A 14,453-nucleotide genomic window follows, 5' to 3' on the forward strand; every position below is an offset into this window, starting at 1 on the left:
TGCGCCGCAAGATGTTGGAGGGCCGGAGAATTCGAGAATGGCGGTCAACAGCCTAATTGCAGAACGACGCCGAACCGGAGAACCGGGCGACTGCGAAAATGCGAGAGGGGGCAGCCGCTGCAGCGTTCCCCTCCTGTTAGCCGCCTGCGCCTCACCCGAGCAGTTCCCCGTCGCGGTCGATAGACGCCTGGACGCCCCGCACCACCGCGGCCCCGAAGCCGGCCTGTTCCAGTTCCACCACGCCCGCGACGGTCGTTCCGCCGGGGGACTGCACGGCGTCGGCGAGAGAGGCGGCGCTCGCCCCGGCGTCGAGCTTTTCGAGCAAGAGCTTCGCGGCGCCGTAGACGGCCTGGGCCGCGATACGCGTCGCGACAGCCTTGGGCAGCCCGTTCTTCACGGCCGCCCTCGCCATGGCGTCGATGTAGCCGAAGGTGAAGGCCGGCGAGCACCCGGCGATGGCGCTGAACGCTGAGAAGTCCTGCTCGGCCATCGGCTCGGCGATGCCGATGGAGGCGAGCACGCTTGCGACGTCGTCCGCGCGCGGCGCAGCGGGTGCGTTGCATGCGTAGGCGGTGACGGAGGCGCCGACGGCCGCGGCCATGTTCGGCATCGTCCGCACGACCGGCTGGCCCGGCTCCAGGTGCGATTCGAGGAACTCGATGGGCGTTCCGGCTGCGACGGAGACGATGACGGACCCGCGCCGAGCCGCCGCCTCGCGGATCTCATCGAGGACGCCGCCGACGGCGTAGGGCTTGACGGCGAGAACGACGATCGCGCCCTCGCCCGCCCGCTCGAGAAGATCGACGTTCGAATACGCCAATTTCGCACCGGTTTCCTCCACGAAGCGGGCTGTGGCCTGGACGTCCGCCGAGGAGACGACGACCTCGCCGGGCGCGGTGCCTGCCGCAATGAGCCCGCGGGCGATGGCGCCGCCCATGGATCCGATGCCGATGATGCCGATCATGAATGTCCCTCCACTGGTTCTCTTGTGCGTTCCGCTGGGCGGGAGCGCTGGGCGGCGGCGCGATTGGCCTCGCCTACGCGCCAACTGCGCATGGGCGATGGCGATCCTATCGCGCCGTGCACGCCCGGGAAATGCGCACAGGCCGGTATCGAGGAGCGCGGGAAAGGAATTACACGAGGCGCCCGAAAATGCGCCGACCTCACAGCCTGCCGGAATCCGCACTCTGCGAGGGGCGGAGGTCAGGCGAGCCGTCGGTCGGTGCCGGCGGTGTGAGGATTACGCCCTGCGAGGATGGAGCCCAATCATGTAGGAAACGCCGATGGAGGGAGTCCCACCCTGGGCGGAGCGCCTGCGGCCGGATCGAGCATAGAGCGATCCCCCGTTTGAAAGCCGCGCACAGCTCTCAAACGGGAGATCGGCCGGAATCGAGTCAGATCTTGGAGACGAGAGACTTCAGAGTCGGCCACAGGGGGCCGTTGTTGCGGACGGCGTCCTCGTAGAAGAACCACCAGAAGTAGCCGCCGACATAGCGGGATCCGACCTTCGACTGCAGTTTCTTGTGCATACCGTAATACCGTTTGGCGATGCGCTTCTTGACCGAGAGGCTGGATTCGGGAGCTTCGTCGTCGGGGCCGTTGGCCGCGATTTCCCCGATTCCCAGCTTCGCCCGGGGGAAGAGCTTGCCCATGGTCTTCAGCGCGCCGGCCAAATCCCGGGCGCTGGGATGCTGTGCGGGCTTGCACGAGAATTCATAGACGGAGAGGAACAGATAGTCGACCTGACGCAGGCTGGCCGGCATCGACCGGGCGTAGGAGTTGAGGTTCTCCCACGGCTTCTCGTAGCATTCCTTGTCCTCATCCCAGTAGTTGAGGGTGACCGCCGTGCGTCCTCCGTGCGAAGCGACGATGCTGCGAACGGCTTCCGCCTTGGCGTTTATCGCCTGGGGCGAGGGACCGAGCCACGATCCGTTGAGTTCGTTGCCGACTTCCCAGAGGTCGACTTCGTCCCCCAGAGTTTCGACCGCGTCGTTGGCCAGGTCGCGGAGGGAGCCGATATCCGCCGCCGCCCACGTCGAAGCGTCCAAGATCTCCGCCATGATGTAGGCGTGCGGATGCAGAGCCTCCACGGCCCGGCGGTATTCGTCCATGCTGACGTTGGGCTGGACGACGATCCGTACGGTCAACTTGCGGGGACTCGACTTTATAACGGACAGAGTTCTGTCCAGATCTTTGATCGTAGTGAGGGTGATTCCCCGGAACGGCGCGGGAATCCCCGCCGCCTGTGCGGGCTGTCCGACGCCTGCTTTCGCAGCGGCGTCGGTCGATGGTCCGGTTCCGCCGGTGAACCCCATGCACAGGGGGGCGGACAGGGCAAGTGCGAAAAGCGCGGAGCGCAAGCGTTTTCTCTTATGTGCCATATACCGATTGTGCATTATACGCGGGCAAACGTCTAATTATGGCAGACCTAGCCGATGTAATGCAACTTTCAAGTTTGTGAGGCCGAGTGGGCCGGGCGTATGGGCGGGGAATTTCCGTCCCCGCATATTTGAATCCTTCCAGTTGTCGGCGTCCCGATGATCTCACTCGGACGTGGAAGGTATCCCCCGCTCGTCGAACGATTCGCGGAAGGGCCCGGCACTGCCGCGAACTGCGGCGGCTCCTTCTGAAACGCCGGGAATGGCGATACGATCGTGGGTGACAGCCGCATCGAAAGGCTATGAGGAGGCTGGCATGGCACGTGGACGCGTGGTGGTCACGGGGGCGTCGACGGGAATCGGCGAGGCGACGGCCCGCCGCCTGGCGGAGGAGGGCTTCGCCGTCGTCGCCACGGCCAGGAGGCTCGCCCGCCTGCGCGAGCTCGCCCGCCAGATCGGCTGCGAGTTCTTCCCCGCGGACCTGACCGACGCCGGCGACGTCGCCCGGCTCGTCGGCTTCCTCGAAGAAGGGGAGCCCGTGACGGCCCTCGTCGACAACGCAGGCGGCGCCATAGGCCTCGACTCGGTGGCCGACGGCGACCCGGCGGACTGGCTCGCCATGTACGAGAAGAACGTGCTCGGCACGCTGCGCCTGACCCAGGCGCTCCTGCCCGGACTGCGGCGCACAGGCGGCGACATCGTCTTCGTCACCTCCATGGCCGCCCATGAGGCCTACCCGGGCGGGGCGGGGTACACGGCCGCCAAGCACGCCGAGCGCATGATCGCGCGCACCCTACGGATCGAGCTCGTCGGCGAGCCCGTTCGCGTCATCGAAGTAGCGCCGGGCATGGTCAAGACCGAGGAATTCTCGCTCAACAGGCTAGGAGACGGGGCCAAGGCCCGGGCCGTCTACGCGGGAGTCGACGGCCCGCTGCTCGCCGAGGACGTCGCCGACGTCATCGCGTGGACGCTGACGCGCCCGACCCACGTCAACATCGACCTCGTGAGAGTCATGTCGCGCGCCCAGGCCGACGCCCGCACGCTCGTGCGCTCCGCCGACGACGACGGGACCCTGCCCGTCTCTGCGCTCGCGACAGACGAATAGCCAGCGGGGAGCAGGGGGTGGATCACGCGCCTTTGTATATTACCTGCGGTTTCGGTTTGATTCCATATCGAAGTATCGCGTGCGAGCTCTCCACTTTCACGGAGACGTTCGGACGGGCGTATCCCGCGCCACGCCGCCGCGTTGACATTCGGCGGACGATCGCGGCTAAACTGGTCTCCGCGTCGACCCGGCCCGTCAACCGGCGTTCCGCGCGACCGCGCGGTGCATGGAACGGGGCATCACCGGCGAGCACCCGGAAGAACGGGCCCACCGAACGCCGCACGATCCGGCGCGGGCCGGCCTCACTAGACCCGGGCGGGTGGATCCGTCATCGTCCTCAATGAGCGGCCGCGCCCCGGTGCGGCAAGCGGGGTGGTACCGCGGCCCCGGGCACACGCCCGCAGTCGTCCTCGCGTCAACGACGTTGAGGAGAGACATGAGCAACGGCCACTACCCGCTTCACCGCGACGGAAGCGTCGAGGCCTCCCCGAACTTCCCGGAACTGGAGAGGCGAGTCCTCGCCTTCTGGGAGGAAGACGGCACCTTCCAGGCGTCCGTCGACAAGCGCCCCGCCGGGCCCGAGGGCTCCAACGAGTTCGTCTTCTACGACGGCCCGCCCTTCGCCAACGGCCTGCCGCACTACGGGCACCTCCTGACCGGCTATGTCAAGGACGTCGTCGGCCGCTACCAGACGATGCGGGGCAGACGCGTCGAACGCCGCTTCGGCTGGGACACACACGGCCTGCCCGCCGAGCTGGAGGCCGAACGCATCCTCGGCGTGACGGACAAGTCCCAGATCGAAGGCGAAGGCGGCATCGGCATCCAGGCCTTCAACGACGCCGCCCGCGCCGGCGTCCTCACCTACACCGAGGAATGGCGGGACTACGTCACCCGCCAGGCCCGGTGGGTCGACTTCGACCACGACTACAAGACCCTCGACACCACCTTCATGGAATCCGTCATCTGGGCCTTCAAGACCATGTACGACAAGGGCTACATCTACGAGGGGTTCCGCGTCCTGCCGTACTGCTGGAACGACGAGACGCCGCTGACCAACCACGAGCTGAAGATGGACGACGAGATCTACCAGGATCGCACCGACCAGACGGTCACCGTCGGCCTGCGCCTGGAGGAGCCCGTGCGCGACGGCGCGACGACGCCCGAGCTCATCCTCATCTGGACGACCACGCCGTGGACGCTCCCCTCCAACTCCGCCGTGGCCGTGGGGCCCGACGTCGACTACGCCGTCGTTCGCGTGCCCGGCGAGGCCGGATCGCCGGTCGCCGGACAGGACGTGATCGTCGCCGAGGCGCTCCTGGCCTCCTACGCGAAAGAGCTCGGGGAAGCCCCCGAGATCCTCGCGCGGTTGAAGGGCGAGGACCTCGTGGGACGCCGCTACCACCCGATCTTCGACTACTTCGACACCCCTGAGGCGCGCGCCGAGGGCGGGACTCCGGGGCCCCGCGCCTGGACGATCCTCGCCGCCGACTTCGTCACAACCGACGACGGCACGGGCCTCGTGCACATGGCCCCCGCCTTCGGCGAGGACGACATGAACGCCTGCCTGGAGGCGGGGATCGGCGCCGTCGTCCCCGTCGACGACGCCGGCAGATTCACCCCGGCCGTCCCGGACTACGCGGGGATGCAGGTGTTCGAGTCCAACCGCCGCATCATCGCCGACCTGCGCGACGGGACGGGCCCGATCGCACGGCGCGAGCCGAACCGGCGGGCCGTGCTCGTGCGGCAGGCCTCCTACCGGCACTCCTATCCGCACTGCTGGCGGTGCCGCCAGCCGCTCATCTACAAGGCCGTCTCCTCGTGGTTCGTCAAGGTCACGGCCTTCCGCGACCGCATGGTCGAGCTGAACCAGCGGATCACGTGGGTCCCCGAGCACGTCAAGGACGGCATCTTCGGCAACTGGCTGGCGGGCGCCCGCGACTGGTCGATCTCCCGCAGCCGCTTCTGGGGATCGCCGATCCCCGTGTGGAAGTCGGACGATCCGGCCCATCCGCGCATCGACGTCTACGGCTCGTTGGCCGAGATCGAACGCGACTTCGGGCGCCTGCCCGTCGGCGCCGACGGCGAGGTCGACCTCCACAGGCCGGCGATCGACGGCCTCGTGCGCCCCAACCCCGACGACCCGACGGGGCGGTCGACGATGCGGCGGGTGCCCGACGTGCTCGACACGTGGTTCGACTCGGGCGCCATGCCCTTCGCCCAGGTGCACTATCCCTTCGAGAACCGCGAATGGTTCGACGAGCACTACCCGGGCGACTTCATCGTCGAGTACATCGGCCAGACGCGCGGATGGTTCTACACCCTCCACGTCATGGCCACCGCTCTGTTCGACAAACCGTCCTTCACCAACTGCGTCTCACACGGGATCGTCCTGGGGGATGACGGGCGCAAGATGAGCAAGTCGCTGCGCAACTACCCGGACGTCGCCAAGGTGTTCGACGAGTACGGCTCGGACGCCATGCGGTGGTTCCTCATGAGCTCGCCGGTCGTCCGCGGCGGCAACCTCATCGTCACCGAGGACGGCATCCGCGACGCCGTGCGCCACGTCCTCCTGCCCCTGTGGAACACCTACTACTTCTTCACCCTCTACGCGGACGCCGCGGAGAAGGGGGCCGGCTATCTGGCCGCGCCCGTCGACGTCGACGACCCGGACGCCGTCGCCGCCCTGGACGTCCAGGACCGCTACCTCCTGGCCAACACGAAGGGCTTGGTCGACGCGCTGCGCGCCCAGCTCGACGCCTACGAGATCGCCGAGGCCACCCAGACGCTGCGCGTCTACCTCGACATGCTGACCAACTGGTACGTGCGCACCTCGCGCGACCGCTTCTGGAACGAGGACCCCGCCGCTTTCGACACCCTCTACACGGCGCTGGTCGCCGTCTCCCAGGCCGCCGCCCCGCTCTTGCCGCTCCTGGCCGAGGAGATGTGGCGCGGACTGACCGGGGAGCGCTCCGTCCACCTGGCCGATTGGCCCGAACTGCCCGAGGCCGCGGCGGATCGAGACCTCGTCGCCCAGATGGACGAAGTGCGCGACATCGTCTCGGCCGCCCATTCGCTGCGCAAGGCGAACAGGCTCCGGGTGCGTCTGCCCCTGCGCAGCCTCGTCGTCGTGACCGACCGGGACCTCGAGGCGTTCCGGGGGCTCATCGCCGCCGAGGTCAACGTCAAGGACGTGCGACTGGAGAGCGTGGAGTCCTCGGGGATGACGGTCACACGCGAGTTGACCGTTCTGCCGCGCGAACTCGAGCCGGAGCAGCGCAAATTGACGTCCAAGCTCTTCGCGGCCGCCCGCGAGGGCGCATGGGAGGAGACGCAGGACGGCGTCCTGCTCCGCCTCGATCCGCCGGTGCGCCTGCGCGGCGGCCAATACGCCCTGACGACCCTCGTGCAGGGCGAAGAGGGCTCCGTTGCGAGCGTCCTGCCCTCGGGAGCCTACATCGCCCTCGACACGACCCTCGACGCCGAACTCGAAGCCGAAGGCTACGCCCGCGACGTCATCCGGGCCGTTCAGGACGCGCGCAAGGCCGCGGGCCTGCACGTGGCCGACCGGATCTCGCTGACGCTTCGGGTGCCCGCCGAGCACGTCGAGGCGGTCCGTGCGCACACCGACCTCATCGCCGCCGAGACGCTCGCCCTTGAGACGGACGTCCTGGCCGGCGGGGAGGAACTGGACGTCCACGTGGCCAGGAAGGCCTGAGGGACAGGGCAGCCTGAGAAGACCGGCACCGCCGGGGAAGAGGAGACCATGACGCCGCGCAGGAACGACCCCCGCTTCGGACCGGACGGCCCTTCGACGCCTCCCGAACCAGATCGGGAGGCGGCGGGCGATCCCGGAAGGGCGGGGGCGGACCCCGGCGACGACGAGGACGCCCCCCAGCGGGCCGACCGCCTCGCCCGGGAGGAGGCCGAAGACGCCGAATTCGACGCGGCCATCAAGGCCATCGTCTCCTCGGGGCTGATCGCCGGCCCGGACCCCGGCGTCGTCGAGGAGATCCGGGCCGGCGGCGACGCCCGCCGCGAGGAATCGCCGGAAGGCGAGGGGCTCGGCGAGCGCTCCGAAGCTCCGGCCGGCGATCGGCCCGCCGGCGAAGCCGGGGAGGCGGGCCCCAGCCGGGAGGCCCTCGACGCCGCCCGGCTGCTCGCCCTCGATGAGAAGGTCGAGGAGATCTACCATGAGATCCTCACGCGCGCCCCCGAGCACAAGGTGCAGCCCACGCTGCAGCGCGTGCGCGACGTCCTGGAGATGATGGGCGACCCGCAGCGCTCCTACCGTGCGATCCACATCACCGGGACGAACGGGAAGACGTCGACCTCCCGGATGGTCGAGGCGCTCCTGCGCGAACGCGGGCTGCGCACGGGCCGGTTCACCTCCCCGCACCTGGAGTCCGTCCGCGAGCGCATCTGCATCGACGGGCGGGCGATCTCCCGCGAGGGCTTCATCGCCGCGTGGGAGGAGGTCGAACCCTTCATCGACCTCGTCGACGCCGACTCCCAGGCGTCCGGCGGGCCGAGGCTGAGCTTCTTCGAGGTCTTCACCGTCATGGCCTACGCGGCGTTCTCCGACGCGCCGGTCGACGTGGCGATCGTCGAGGTCGGCATGGGCGGAGTCTGGGACGCGACGAACGTCCTCAACGCGGACGTCGCGGTCATCGGACCCGTCGCCCTCGACCATGAACGTTGGTTGGGCTCCACGCTCCAGGACATCGCCTCGGAGAAGCTCGGGATCGTCAAGCCGGGGTGCACGGTCGTGTGCGCCGTCCAACCCGTCGCGGTGGCGGAGATGGTGCGCGAACGCGCGGCGGAGCTCGGCGCCCGGCTCGTCGAATCCGGCCCGGACCTTCGCGTCGTCTCGCGGGAGACGGCCGTCGGCGGTCAGCTCGTGACCGTCCGGACGCCCGCGGCCCGCTACGAGGACGTCCCGCTCTCGCTTCGCGGCGCGTTCCAGGCGGACAACGCGGCCGTGGCCCTCGCCGCGGTCGAAGCCCTCTTCGGCGGGGCCGCGCTGGGGGGCGACGTGGTCGAACACGCGCTCATGTCCGTCGCATCCCCCGGACGCTTGGAGACCGTCCGCACCTCGCCGGCCGTCCTCGTCGACGCCGCACACAATCCCCACGGCGCCTCGGCCCTGGCCGACGCCCTCATCGAATACTATCCGGGCCGGCTCGTCGGCGTCGTGGCGATGATGGCCGACAAAGACGCCGAGGCCTTCCTCGGGGAGCTCGAACCGGTTCTGGAGGCGGTCGTCGTCACCGGTATGTCGGGTGAGCGGGCCATGGACGCCGAGGAGCTCGCGGGCATAGCGCGGGATGTCTTCGGCCGGGATCGGGTCGAGGTCGAGCGCGACCTGCTCGCCGCCATCGACCGGGCGGCCACCCTGGCCGAGGAGGACGACGACGCGCCGATGACGTCTCCCGCCGTCGTCGTGACCGGCTCGATCCAGCTCGTCGGCGCCGCTCGGAGCCTCATGGGTCGGCCCGCCCCCGACGGGGCGTGAGCAGCTGGATCGCAGCTGAATCGGCCACAGGCCAAGGGGCTCGAAACCGGACGGTCGCGCGCCTCTCCGGATGCGCCGCGTCGGAGATCGATCCCCGACGCGCAGGAGGCGCCCGCGCCCCGCGGATCCCCGAGCTTTCTCCGGCTGGTCTAAGATCTGCGTATGGACTCAGAGCGTATCTTCATCCTAGTCAAACCCGATGGTGTGGAGCGGGGTCTCGTCGGTGAGATCCTGGGCCGCATCGAGGCCAAGGGCTACATCCTCCAGGAGCTCAGATTCATGCGCGCCACCGAGGATCTGCTGCGCAAGCACTACGCGCATGTGGCCGACAAGCCGTTCTTCCCCGACATCGTCGAGTACATGACGCGCGGTCCGCTCGTCGCGGGGATCTTCAGCGGCAGGAACGTCGTGGAAGGCGTGCGCGCCCTGGCCGGGGCCACCAACCCGACGCAGGCCGTGCCCGGCTCGATCCGCGGCGACCTGGCACGCGAATGGGGACACGGCAACATCGAAAACCTCATCCACGCCTCTGATTCCCCGGAGAACGCGGAGAAGGAGATCGCGCTGTGGTTGGGCCGGGCCTGAAGGCGTCGATCGAGGGGTGACTCCGACAAGCCGACGGGCCCGGCCGCGAGGACGCCTCGCGGCCGGGCCCGTCGGCCCAGGGGAGCCACAGACGTGGCCCCTCGTCATTTCTTGGTGATGAACTTCTTCTTCAGCATCCACTCGTACACCACGTCGCCCGGATCGCGGCCCTTCACGTCCACCTGATAGTTCAGTTTGCGCATCTCGGTCTCGGTCAGCTCCTTGGCGACCATGTCGAACCGGCCCTCCAGCTGAGGGAATCTCTTCAGGAGCTTGGCGTTGAAGATCGGCGCGGCGTTGTAGGACGGGAAGAAATGACGGTCGTCCTCCAGAACGGTCAGGTCGAGCGCGTCGATGCGGCCGTCGGTTGTGAACACCTCGCCGAAATTGCACGAGCCCTTGTCCGTCGCCGTGTAGATCGTCCCCGTGTCCATGAGCGAGATGTTCGCCTGGGGGATCCCGTTGGGAGTGTCCCGGGGGAGGCCGTAGGTGGCCAACAGCGGATTGAGTCCGTCGGTGCGCGAGTTGAACTCCGACTCGACGCACATGGTCCGCTCCTGGGGCGGGAGCTTGGCGATGTCGGAGAGCTTCGTGATGCCCTTCGCCTTGGCGAATTCCGTCCGCGTGGCGAAGGCGTACGTGTTGTTGAACGGAGTCGGATTGCCCCACACCAGTCCGTTGCCGCGATCCTCGTCGCGAACCGCTTCCCACTGCTTCCTCTGGTCGGGGATGCCCTTTTCATGGTTCATATAAGTCAGCCACGCCGAGCCGGTGTAGTCCCAGCTGACCTGCGTCTGACCGCTGATCATGAGCTTGCGCGCCGGCTGCGAGCCCGGAATGCTCGTCATGTCGGTGACTTTGAAGCCGGAGGCTTTGGTGACGTAGACGGCTATCTTCCCGAGGATGAGCTGTTCCGTGAAGCTCTTGCCCCCCACCGTGACATGGGTTTTCTCGGCCCCTTCGATGGGCGTGATGCTTCCGGGATTCGCTTCGGGTACCCCGGACGTCGAGGGGCTCAGGCCGCATCCTGCGAGGGCTAAGAGCGTCACGGCGCCCAGCGCTGTGCAGCGCCGCAGTTTCGTCATGTTCGTCATCTCACAGTCCTTTCGGTCGGGCAAAGTATTCGATGACCCGCGCCGCCCAGTCCACACCCAGTGCGAGGACGGCCACGAGGAGCGAACCGAAGATGAGCACACGTACCTGGTTGAGGTTGACGCCCGTCGTGATGAGCAGTCCGAGCCCTCCTCCGTTGACGAACGTCGCGAGGGTCGCGCTGCCGACCAGCAGGACGAGGGCCGTCCGTATGCCCGCGAGCATGACGGGCACGGCCAGGGGGAGCTCCACCTTGGTCAGGACGGCCACGTTCGACATGCCCATGCCGCGTGCGGCCTCGACCAGCCTGGGGTCCACCGCCTTCAACCCGACCATCGTGTTCTTCAAGACCGGCAGGAAGCTGTAGACGACCAGGCTCACCAAGGCCGCCGTGTAGCCGAAGTCGAGCCAGAAGGCGAACAGGACGACGAGGCCGACCGTGGGGGCCGCCTGGCCGAGGTTCGCGATCATCGTGATCGGCCCGGTCAGGGCGGCGAAGGGCTTGCGGGTCAGGATGATTCCGGCGGGGATGGCCGTCGCCAGCACGATGACGGCGGCGACGATCGTGAGGTTGATGTGCTGAAAGGTCAGTCTTCTCAGTTCCTTGCTCGCCAGCGTCGCCTGCTCGGTCTCGGTCAAGTCCGTCATGCGGAGCCAGAGGATCATCCCGCCGAGGAAGAGGAGGAGGGCTATGGGCTGTACGATCAGGCCGATCCGGCTCTGCTCGCCCGGGTTCGCGGATCGCTCATTCATCCCCATCACCACCCGCGGCCGTTGCGGCGGCGTCGGGCGTCGTTCGCGACTGTGACGACTGGTCGTCCTGCGCCGGCTCGCCGTCGGCAGCCTCGTCCTCGGCGGGCGAGGAGTCGGCGCTGCTCGCGCTGTCGGCGCCCGTGTTGTGCCCGAGGGGAGCGGAGACCTCGTCGGGGGCCCTGGACGAGATCTCCTCGATCGCCTTGATGACCGTGTTGACCGTGATGAGACCGAGGAAACGGCGGCGCGGACCGTGGACGATGGCTTCGGTAGATCCGGCCACGAGCATCGTGTCCAGGGCGTCGTCAAGCGTTGAGCTCGCGCCGACGATCGGCAGTTCCTGGTTGTAGTCGGACCTGATCCTGGACGTGCGCAGGATCTGCTTCGAACTCACCCATCCGACGGGTCTGTCCCTCCGGTCCAGGACGACGACCCGCCTGACGCCGGCGGCCTTCAGACGCCGGTCGACCTCCAGGCTGTCCTCGCCCGGACGCGCCCGAACCGCCTCCTTGAGCGGCACGTCGCTGACACGGGCGAGCCCGAGCTGCATGAGACCCGCGCCCGACCCGATGAAGTCCTCGACGAACTCGTTGCTCGGGTTGGCCAGGATCCGCTCGGGGGTGTCGTACTGCATGATGTGCGCGCCCTCGTTGAAGATGACGATCCAGTCGCCGAGCTTGACGGCCTCGTCGAAGTCATGGGTGACGAAGACGATCGTCTTGTGCAGCTCGTTCTGAATGTGGATGAGCTCCTCCTGCAGGCGCTGGCGGGTGATGGGGTCCACCGCGCCGAAGGGCTCGTCCATGAGGAGCACGGGCGGATCGGCGGCGAGCGCGCGGGCCACGCCGACGCGCTGCTGCTGACCGCCCGACAGTTCGCGGGGATAGCGGTCCCGGTACACGCTGGGGTCGAGGGAGACGAGGTCGAGGAGTTCGTCCACGCGCTCGGCGATGCGATTCCTGTCCCACCCCAGCATCTTGGGGACGATGCCGATGTTGGCCGCCACGGACATGTGGGGGAGAAGGCCTCCCGCCTGGATCACATAGCCGATGTGCCTGCGGAGCCTGTCTCCGTTCATCGTGGTGACGTCGTCCCCGTTGATGATGATGTGGCCTTCGGTCGGCTCGATGAGCCGGTTGATCATCTTGAGGGTCGTGGTTTTGCCGCAGCCGGACGGGCCGACGAACATGACGGTCTGGCCGGCCGGAATCTCCAACGTGAGATGGTCGACTGCGGGATTCTCACCGCCGTAGGATTTCGTCACGTCCTCCAGAAGAATCGAAGCGCCGGTGACGTCGGCTTCCTGGTCCCCGAAAATGTGTTTTTCAATTTGCTTGTTCTCAGACATGAATACCTCGCGACGTAGTGAGACGGCCTACGAGAAGAAGCAGGCCGTCGAGAATGAGGGCTAGGACGACGACGGCGATCACGCCGGTCAGCACCGATTCGAGGGAATTGGCGCCGCCCAGTCGGGTCAGCCCGGTGAAGATGAAGCCGCCGAGGCCGGGGCCGAGGGCGTAGGCGCTGATGGCGGCGATGCCCATGACCATCTGCGCCGAGATGCGCATTCCCGCCAGGATGACGGGCCAGGCCAGGGGTAGTTCGACTTTGACGAATGTCGCCGTTCGCGACATTCCGATTCCGCGCGCGGCCTCCAGGATGTTGCCGTCCACGCCCGAGAACCCCACGATCGCATTGCGGAGGATGGGGAGGACGGCGTAGAAGGTGATGACGACGACCGCCGGCATGACGCCGAAGCCCAGAGGGACGATCAGCAAGCCGATGAGCGCGAATGAGGGGATGGTCAGGCCGATTGCGGACACGTTGTTGGCAAGGGAGGTCAATGCCCTATTCCGGTAGCACAGGGCGGCAATGCCGATCGCGATGACGGTCGCGAGGATCAGACACTGCACGACCAGGGACAAGTGCTGCCAGCTCGCAGACAGAATTTGCTCCCGCCGTTCTGATAGAAAACCCACTGAAAAACTCACTCCTAAGATGCATGTCGCATAATTCGCATAATACGACTTTTCATGCTTGCCGACCACTTCGCCTCCGTCAAGGGTTGGACTAACAGTTGACGAAAACAGTAAAATAAGGTAAAGAGTTTCTCCCGATCCGGTGAGGGGAACGAGTGGCGCCTGCCGCTGACACGCTGCGCCGGCGCGGAGGGCTGCGGTGGGGTCGTGCCCGTGAAAACGTTGACGATTCGCGGATTCAGGCCGTGGTCGCGTCGGCGGCGTTCGCCGTGCCGACGGCTTTCGTTTTCGAGCCGGCGGGCGCTGCGTCATCGGGCCGAACGGCTCGGGAAAGCCGGATGCCGTCGACGTGCTCGCCTGCGTTGTGGGCGGAGTGTGAAAATGATGCGGTCGGGCGGGGGCGTGGAAAATCTGCGCGGCGGGCTCGGCCCTCCAGACGGCGGTCCGCGAGGCTCGCGCACTCCGGCAGGATGCGCTCCGGCAGGGCCTGACTGCGCTCGTCCTGGGCGCCGGATGGGCGTGCGGTCGACATGGTCGCCGGGATGTAATATAATTCACCGCTTTATCTCGTTTCGTTCTCTGTATTCCGAACGGAACGCATTCATAATGAAAGGGTGATCGTACAATTCCTCTTCGTCTTGGCCATCCTCGCCGCCGCCGGCGTCGTCTACGGCTTGGTCCTCGCCCGCAGCTCGCGGGGCAAGGGGGTGATAGCCGACACGGTCGAGGCGTGGCGTGCCGAAGACCGGCAGCTCGACGAATTCGACGTGACGATGCGCGACACGTCCGTGGGGGACGTCTTCAGCGCCTTCCCCGAGGACACCTCCCCGTACGTGACTCCCGAGACCGTCGAGGGGGGATTCACTCGGATGGTCGGAGCCGGAAAGGGGACGCCGGCGTCGGGCGGTCCTTCCGCCGGGGGCGCTCCGAGCCCAAGCCGAGGGCTCGCCGCCGGGATTTCCACCGGGAATGCGGCCGCCGTCGCGTCCGGCGGGGCCGTGGAGAACGGCGCCGGGAGGCCCGAGGCCGTCGGGGCCGCGCCGCAGTCC

11 protein-coding genes are annotated in these 14,453 nt (G+C 67.6%); 5 read left to right on the plus strand and 6 right to left on the minus strand.

All coding sequences use genetic code 11. The features are described from left to right. Nucleotides 1-151 precede the first annotated feature (151 nt). Both proC and HMPREF0043_RS01125 read right to left on the minus strand, forming a co-directional pair. Nucleotides 152-964: a pyrroline-5-carboxylate reductase gene (proC, locus tag HMPREF0043_RS01120; RefSeq protein WP_021600933.1), complete on the minus strand. Its 813-nt coding sequence runs from the start codon at nt 962-964 to the stop codon at nt 152-154. Nucleotides 965-1,394: 430 nt separating this feature from the next. Continuing rightward, complete coding sequence (locus HMPREF0043_RS01125; RefSeq protein WP_156897464.1) at nt 1,395-2,381, minus strand: Tat pathway signal sequence; 987 nt, start codon at nt 2,379-2,381, stop codon at nt 1,395-1,397. A gap of 313 nt (nt 2,382-2,694) precedes the next feature. On the opposite strand from HMPREF0043_RS01125, the gene HMPREF0043_RS01130 reads away from it, so the two are divergent. From HMPREF0043_RS01130 to ndk, 4 genes are all read left to right on the plus strand, one after another. Further along, the gene (locus HMPREF0043_RS01130; protein WP_021600936.1) at nt 2,695-3,483 is read left to right on the plus strand and encodes an SDR family NAD(P)-dependent oxidoreductase; all 789 of its coding nucleotides are present in this window, start codon (nt 2,695-2,697) and stop codon (nt 3,481-3,483) included. A gap of 436 nt (nt 3,484-3,919) precedes the next feature. After that, the gene (ileS, locus tag HMPREF0043_RS01135; protein WP_040317530.1) at nt 3,920-7,198 is read left to right on the plus strand and encodes an isoleucine--tRNA ligase; all 3,279 of its coding nucleotides are present in this window, start codon (nt 3,920-3,922) and stop codon (nt 7,196-7,198) included. A gap of 48 nt (nt 7,199-7,246) precedes the next feature. Next, on the plus strand, nt 7,247-8,995 hold the full coding sequence (locus tag HMPREF0043_RS01140; protein WP_021600939.1) for a glutamate ligase domain-containing protein: 1,749 nt from the start codon (nt 7,247-7,249) through the stop codon (nt 8,993-8,995). 162 nt (nt 8,996-9,157) lie between these two features. After that, complete coding sequence (gene ndk / locus HMPREF0043_RS01145) at nt 9,158-9,580, plus strand: nucleoside-diphosphate kinase (protein WP_021600940.1); 423 nt, start codon at nt 9,158-9,160, stop codon at nt 9,578-9,580. Between the two features lie 104 nt (nt 9,581-9,684). On the opposite strand, the gene HMPREF0043_RS01150 is transcribed toward ndk, so the two are convergent. From HMPREF0043_RS01150 to HMPREF0043_RS01165, 4 genes are read right to left on the minus strand one after another with little or no spacing between them, the layout of a single operon-like run. Next, a complete protein-coding gene (locus HMPREF0043_RS01150; protein ID WP_021600941.1) occupies nt 9,685-10,674 on the minus strand; it encodes a glycine betaine ABC transporter substrate-binding protein in 990 nt (329 codons plus the stop codon). Between the two features lies 1 nt (nt 10,675). Then, nucleotides 10,676-11,425: an ABC transporter permease gene (locus HMPREF0043_RS01155; protein WP_040317559.1), complete on the minus strand. Its 750-nt coding sequence runs from the start codon at nt 11,423-11,425 to the stop codon at nt 10,676-10,678. Further along, entirely contained in the window at nt 11,418-12,773 is a 1,356-nt protein-coding gene (locus tag HMPREF0043_RS01160; RefSeq protein WP_021600943.1) for an ABC transporter ATP-binding protein, read from the minus strand. The genes HMPREF0043_RS01155 and HMPREF0043_RS01160 overlap by 8 nt, the downstream gene beginning before the upstream one ends. Then, nucleotides 12,766-13,473 (minus strand): ABC transporter permease, encoded by a 708-nt coding sequence (locus HMPREF0043_RS01165; protein ID WP_232205972.1) that lies wholly within the window; start codon nt 13,471-13,473, stop codon nt 12,766-12,768. The genes HMPREF0043_RS01160 and HMPREF0043_RS01165 overlap by 8 nt, the downstream gene beginning before the upstream one ends. 545 nt (nt 13,474-14,018) lie before the next feature. Between HMPREF0043_RS01165 and HMPREF0043_RS01175 the strand changes: the two genes are divergently transcribed. Continuing rightward, nucleotides 14,019-14,453: hypothetical protein (locus HMPREF0043_RS01175; protein WP_021600945.1), on the plus strand; the 435-nt coding region annotated here is incomplete at its 3' end.

This window comes from Actinobaculum sp. oral taxon 183 str. F0552, from assembly GCF_000466165.1.
Taxonomy (GTDB): Bacteria; Actinomycetota; Actinomycetes; order Actinomycetales; family Actinomycetaceae; genus Peptidiphaga.

Excerpts from the sequence above, each read along its gene's own strand:
- HMPREF0043_RS01125 (WP_156897464.1), bottom strand. The coding sequence starts at position 2,381 with ATGGCACATAAGAGAAAACGCTTGCGCTCCGCGCTTTTCGCACTTGCC.
- HMPREF0043_RS01130 (WP_021600936.1), top strand. The coding sequence starts at position 2,695 with ATGGCACGTGGACGCGTGGTGGTCACGGGGGCGTCGACGGGAATCGGC.
- HMPREF0043_RS01160 (WP_021600943.1), bottom strand. The coding sequence starts at position 12,773 with ATGTCTGAGAACAAGCAAATTGAAAAACACATTTTCGGGGACCAGGAA.
- HMPREF0043_RS01150 (WP_021600941.1), bottom strand. The coding sequence starts at position 10,674 with ATGACGAACATGACGAAACTGCGGCGCTGCACAGCGCTGGGCGCCGTG.
- proC (WP_021600933.1), bottom strand. The coding sequence starts at position 964 with ATGATCGGCATCATCGGCATCGGATCCATGGGCGGCGCCATCGCCCGC.
- HMPREF0043_RS01155 (WP_040317559.1), bottom strand. The coding sequence starts at position 11,425 with ATGAATGAGCGATCCGCGAACCCGGGCGAGCAGAGCCGGATCGGCCTG.
- HMPREF0043_RS01140 (WP_021600939.1), top strand. The coding sequence starts at position 7,247 with ATGACGCCGCGCAGGAACGACCCCCGCTTCGGACCGGACGGCCCTTCG.
- ndk (WP_021600940.1), top strand. The coding sequence starts at position 9,158 with ATGGACTCAGAGCGTATCTTCATCCTAGTCAAACCCGATGGTGTGGAG.
- ileS (WP_040317530.1), top strand. The coding sequence starts at position 3,920 with ATGAGCAACGGCCACTACCCGCTTCACCGCGACGGAAGCGTCGAGGCC.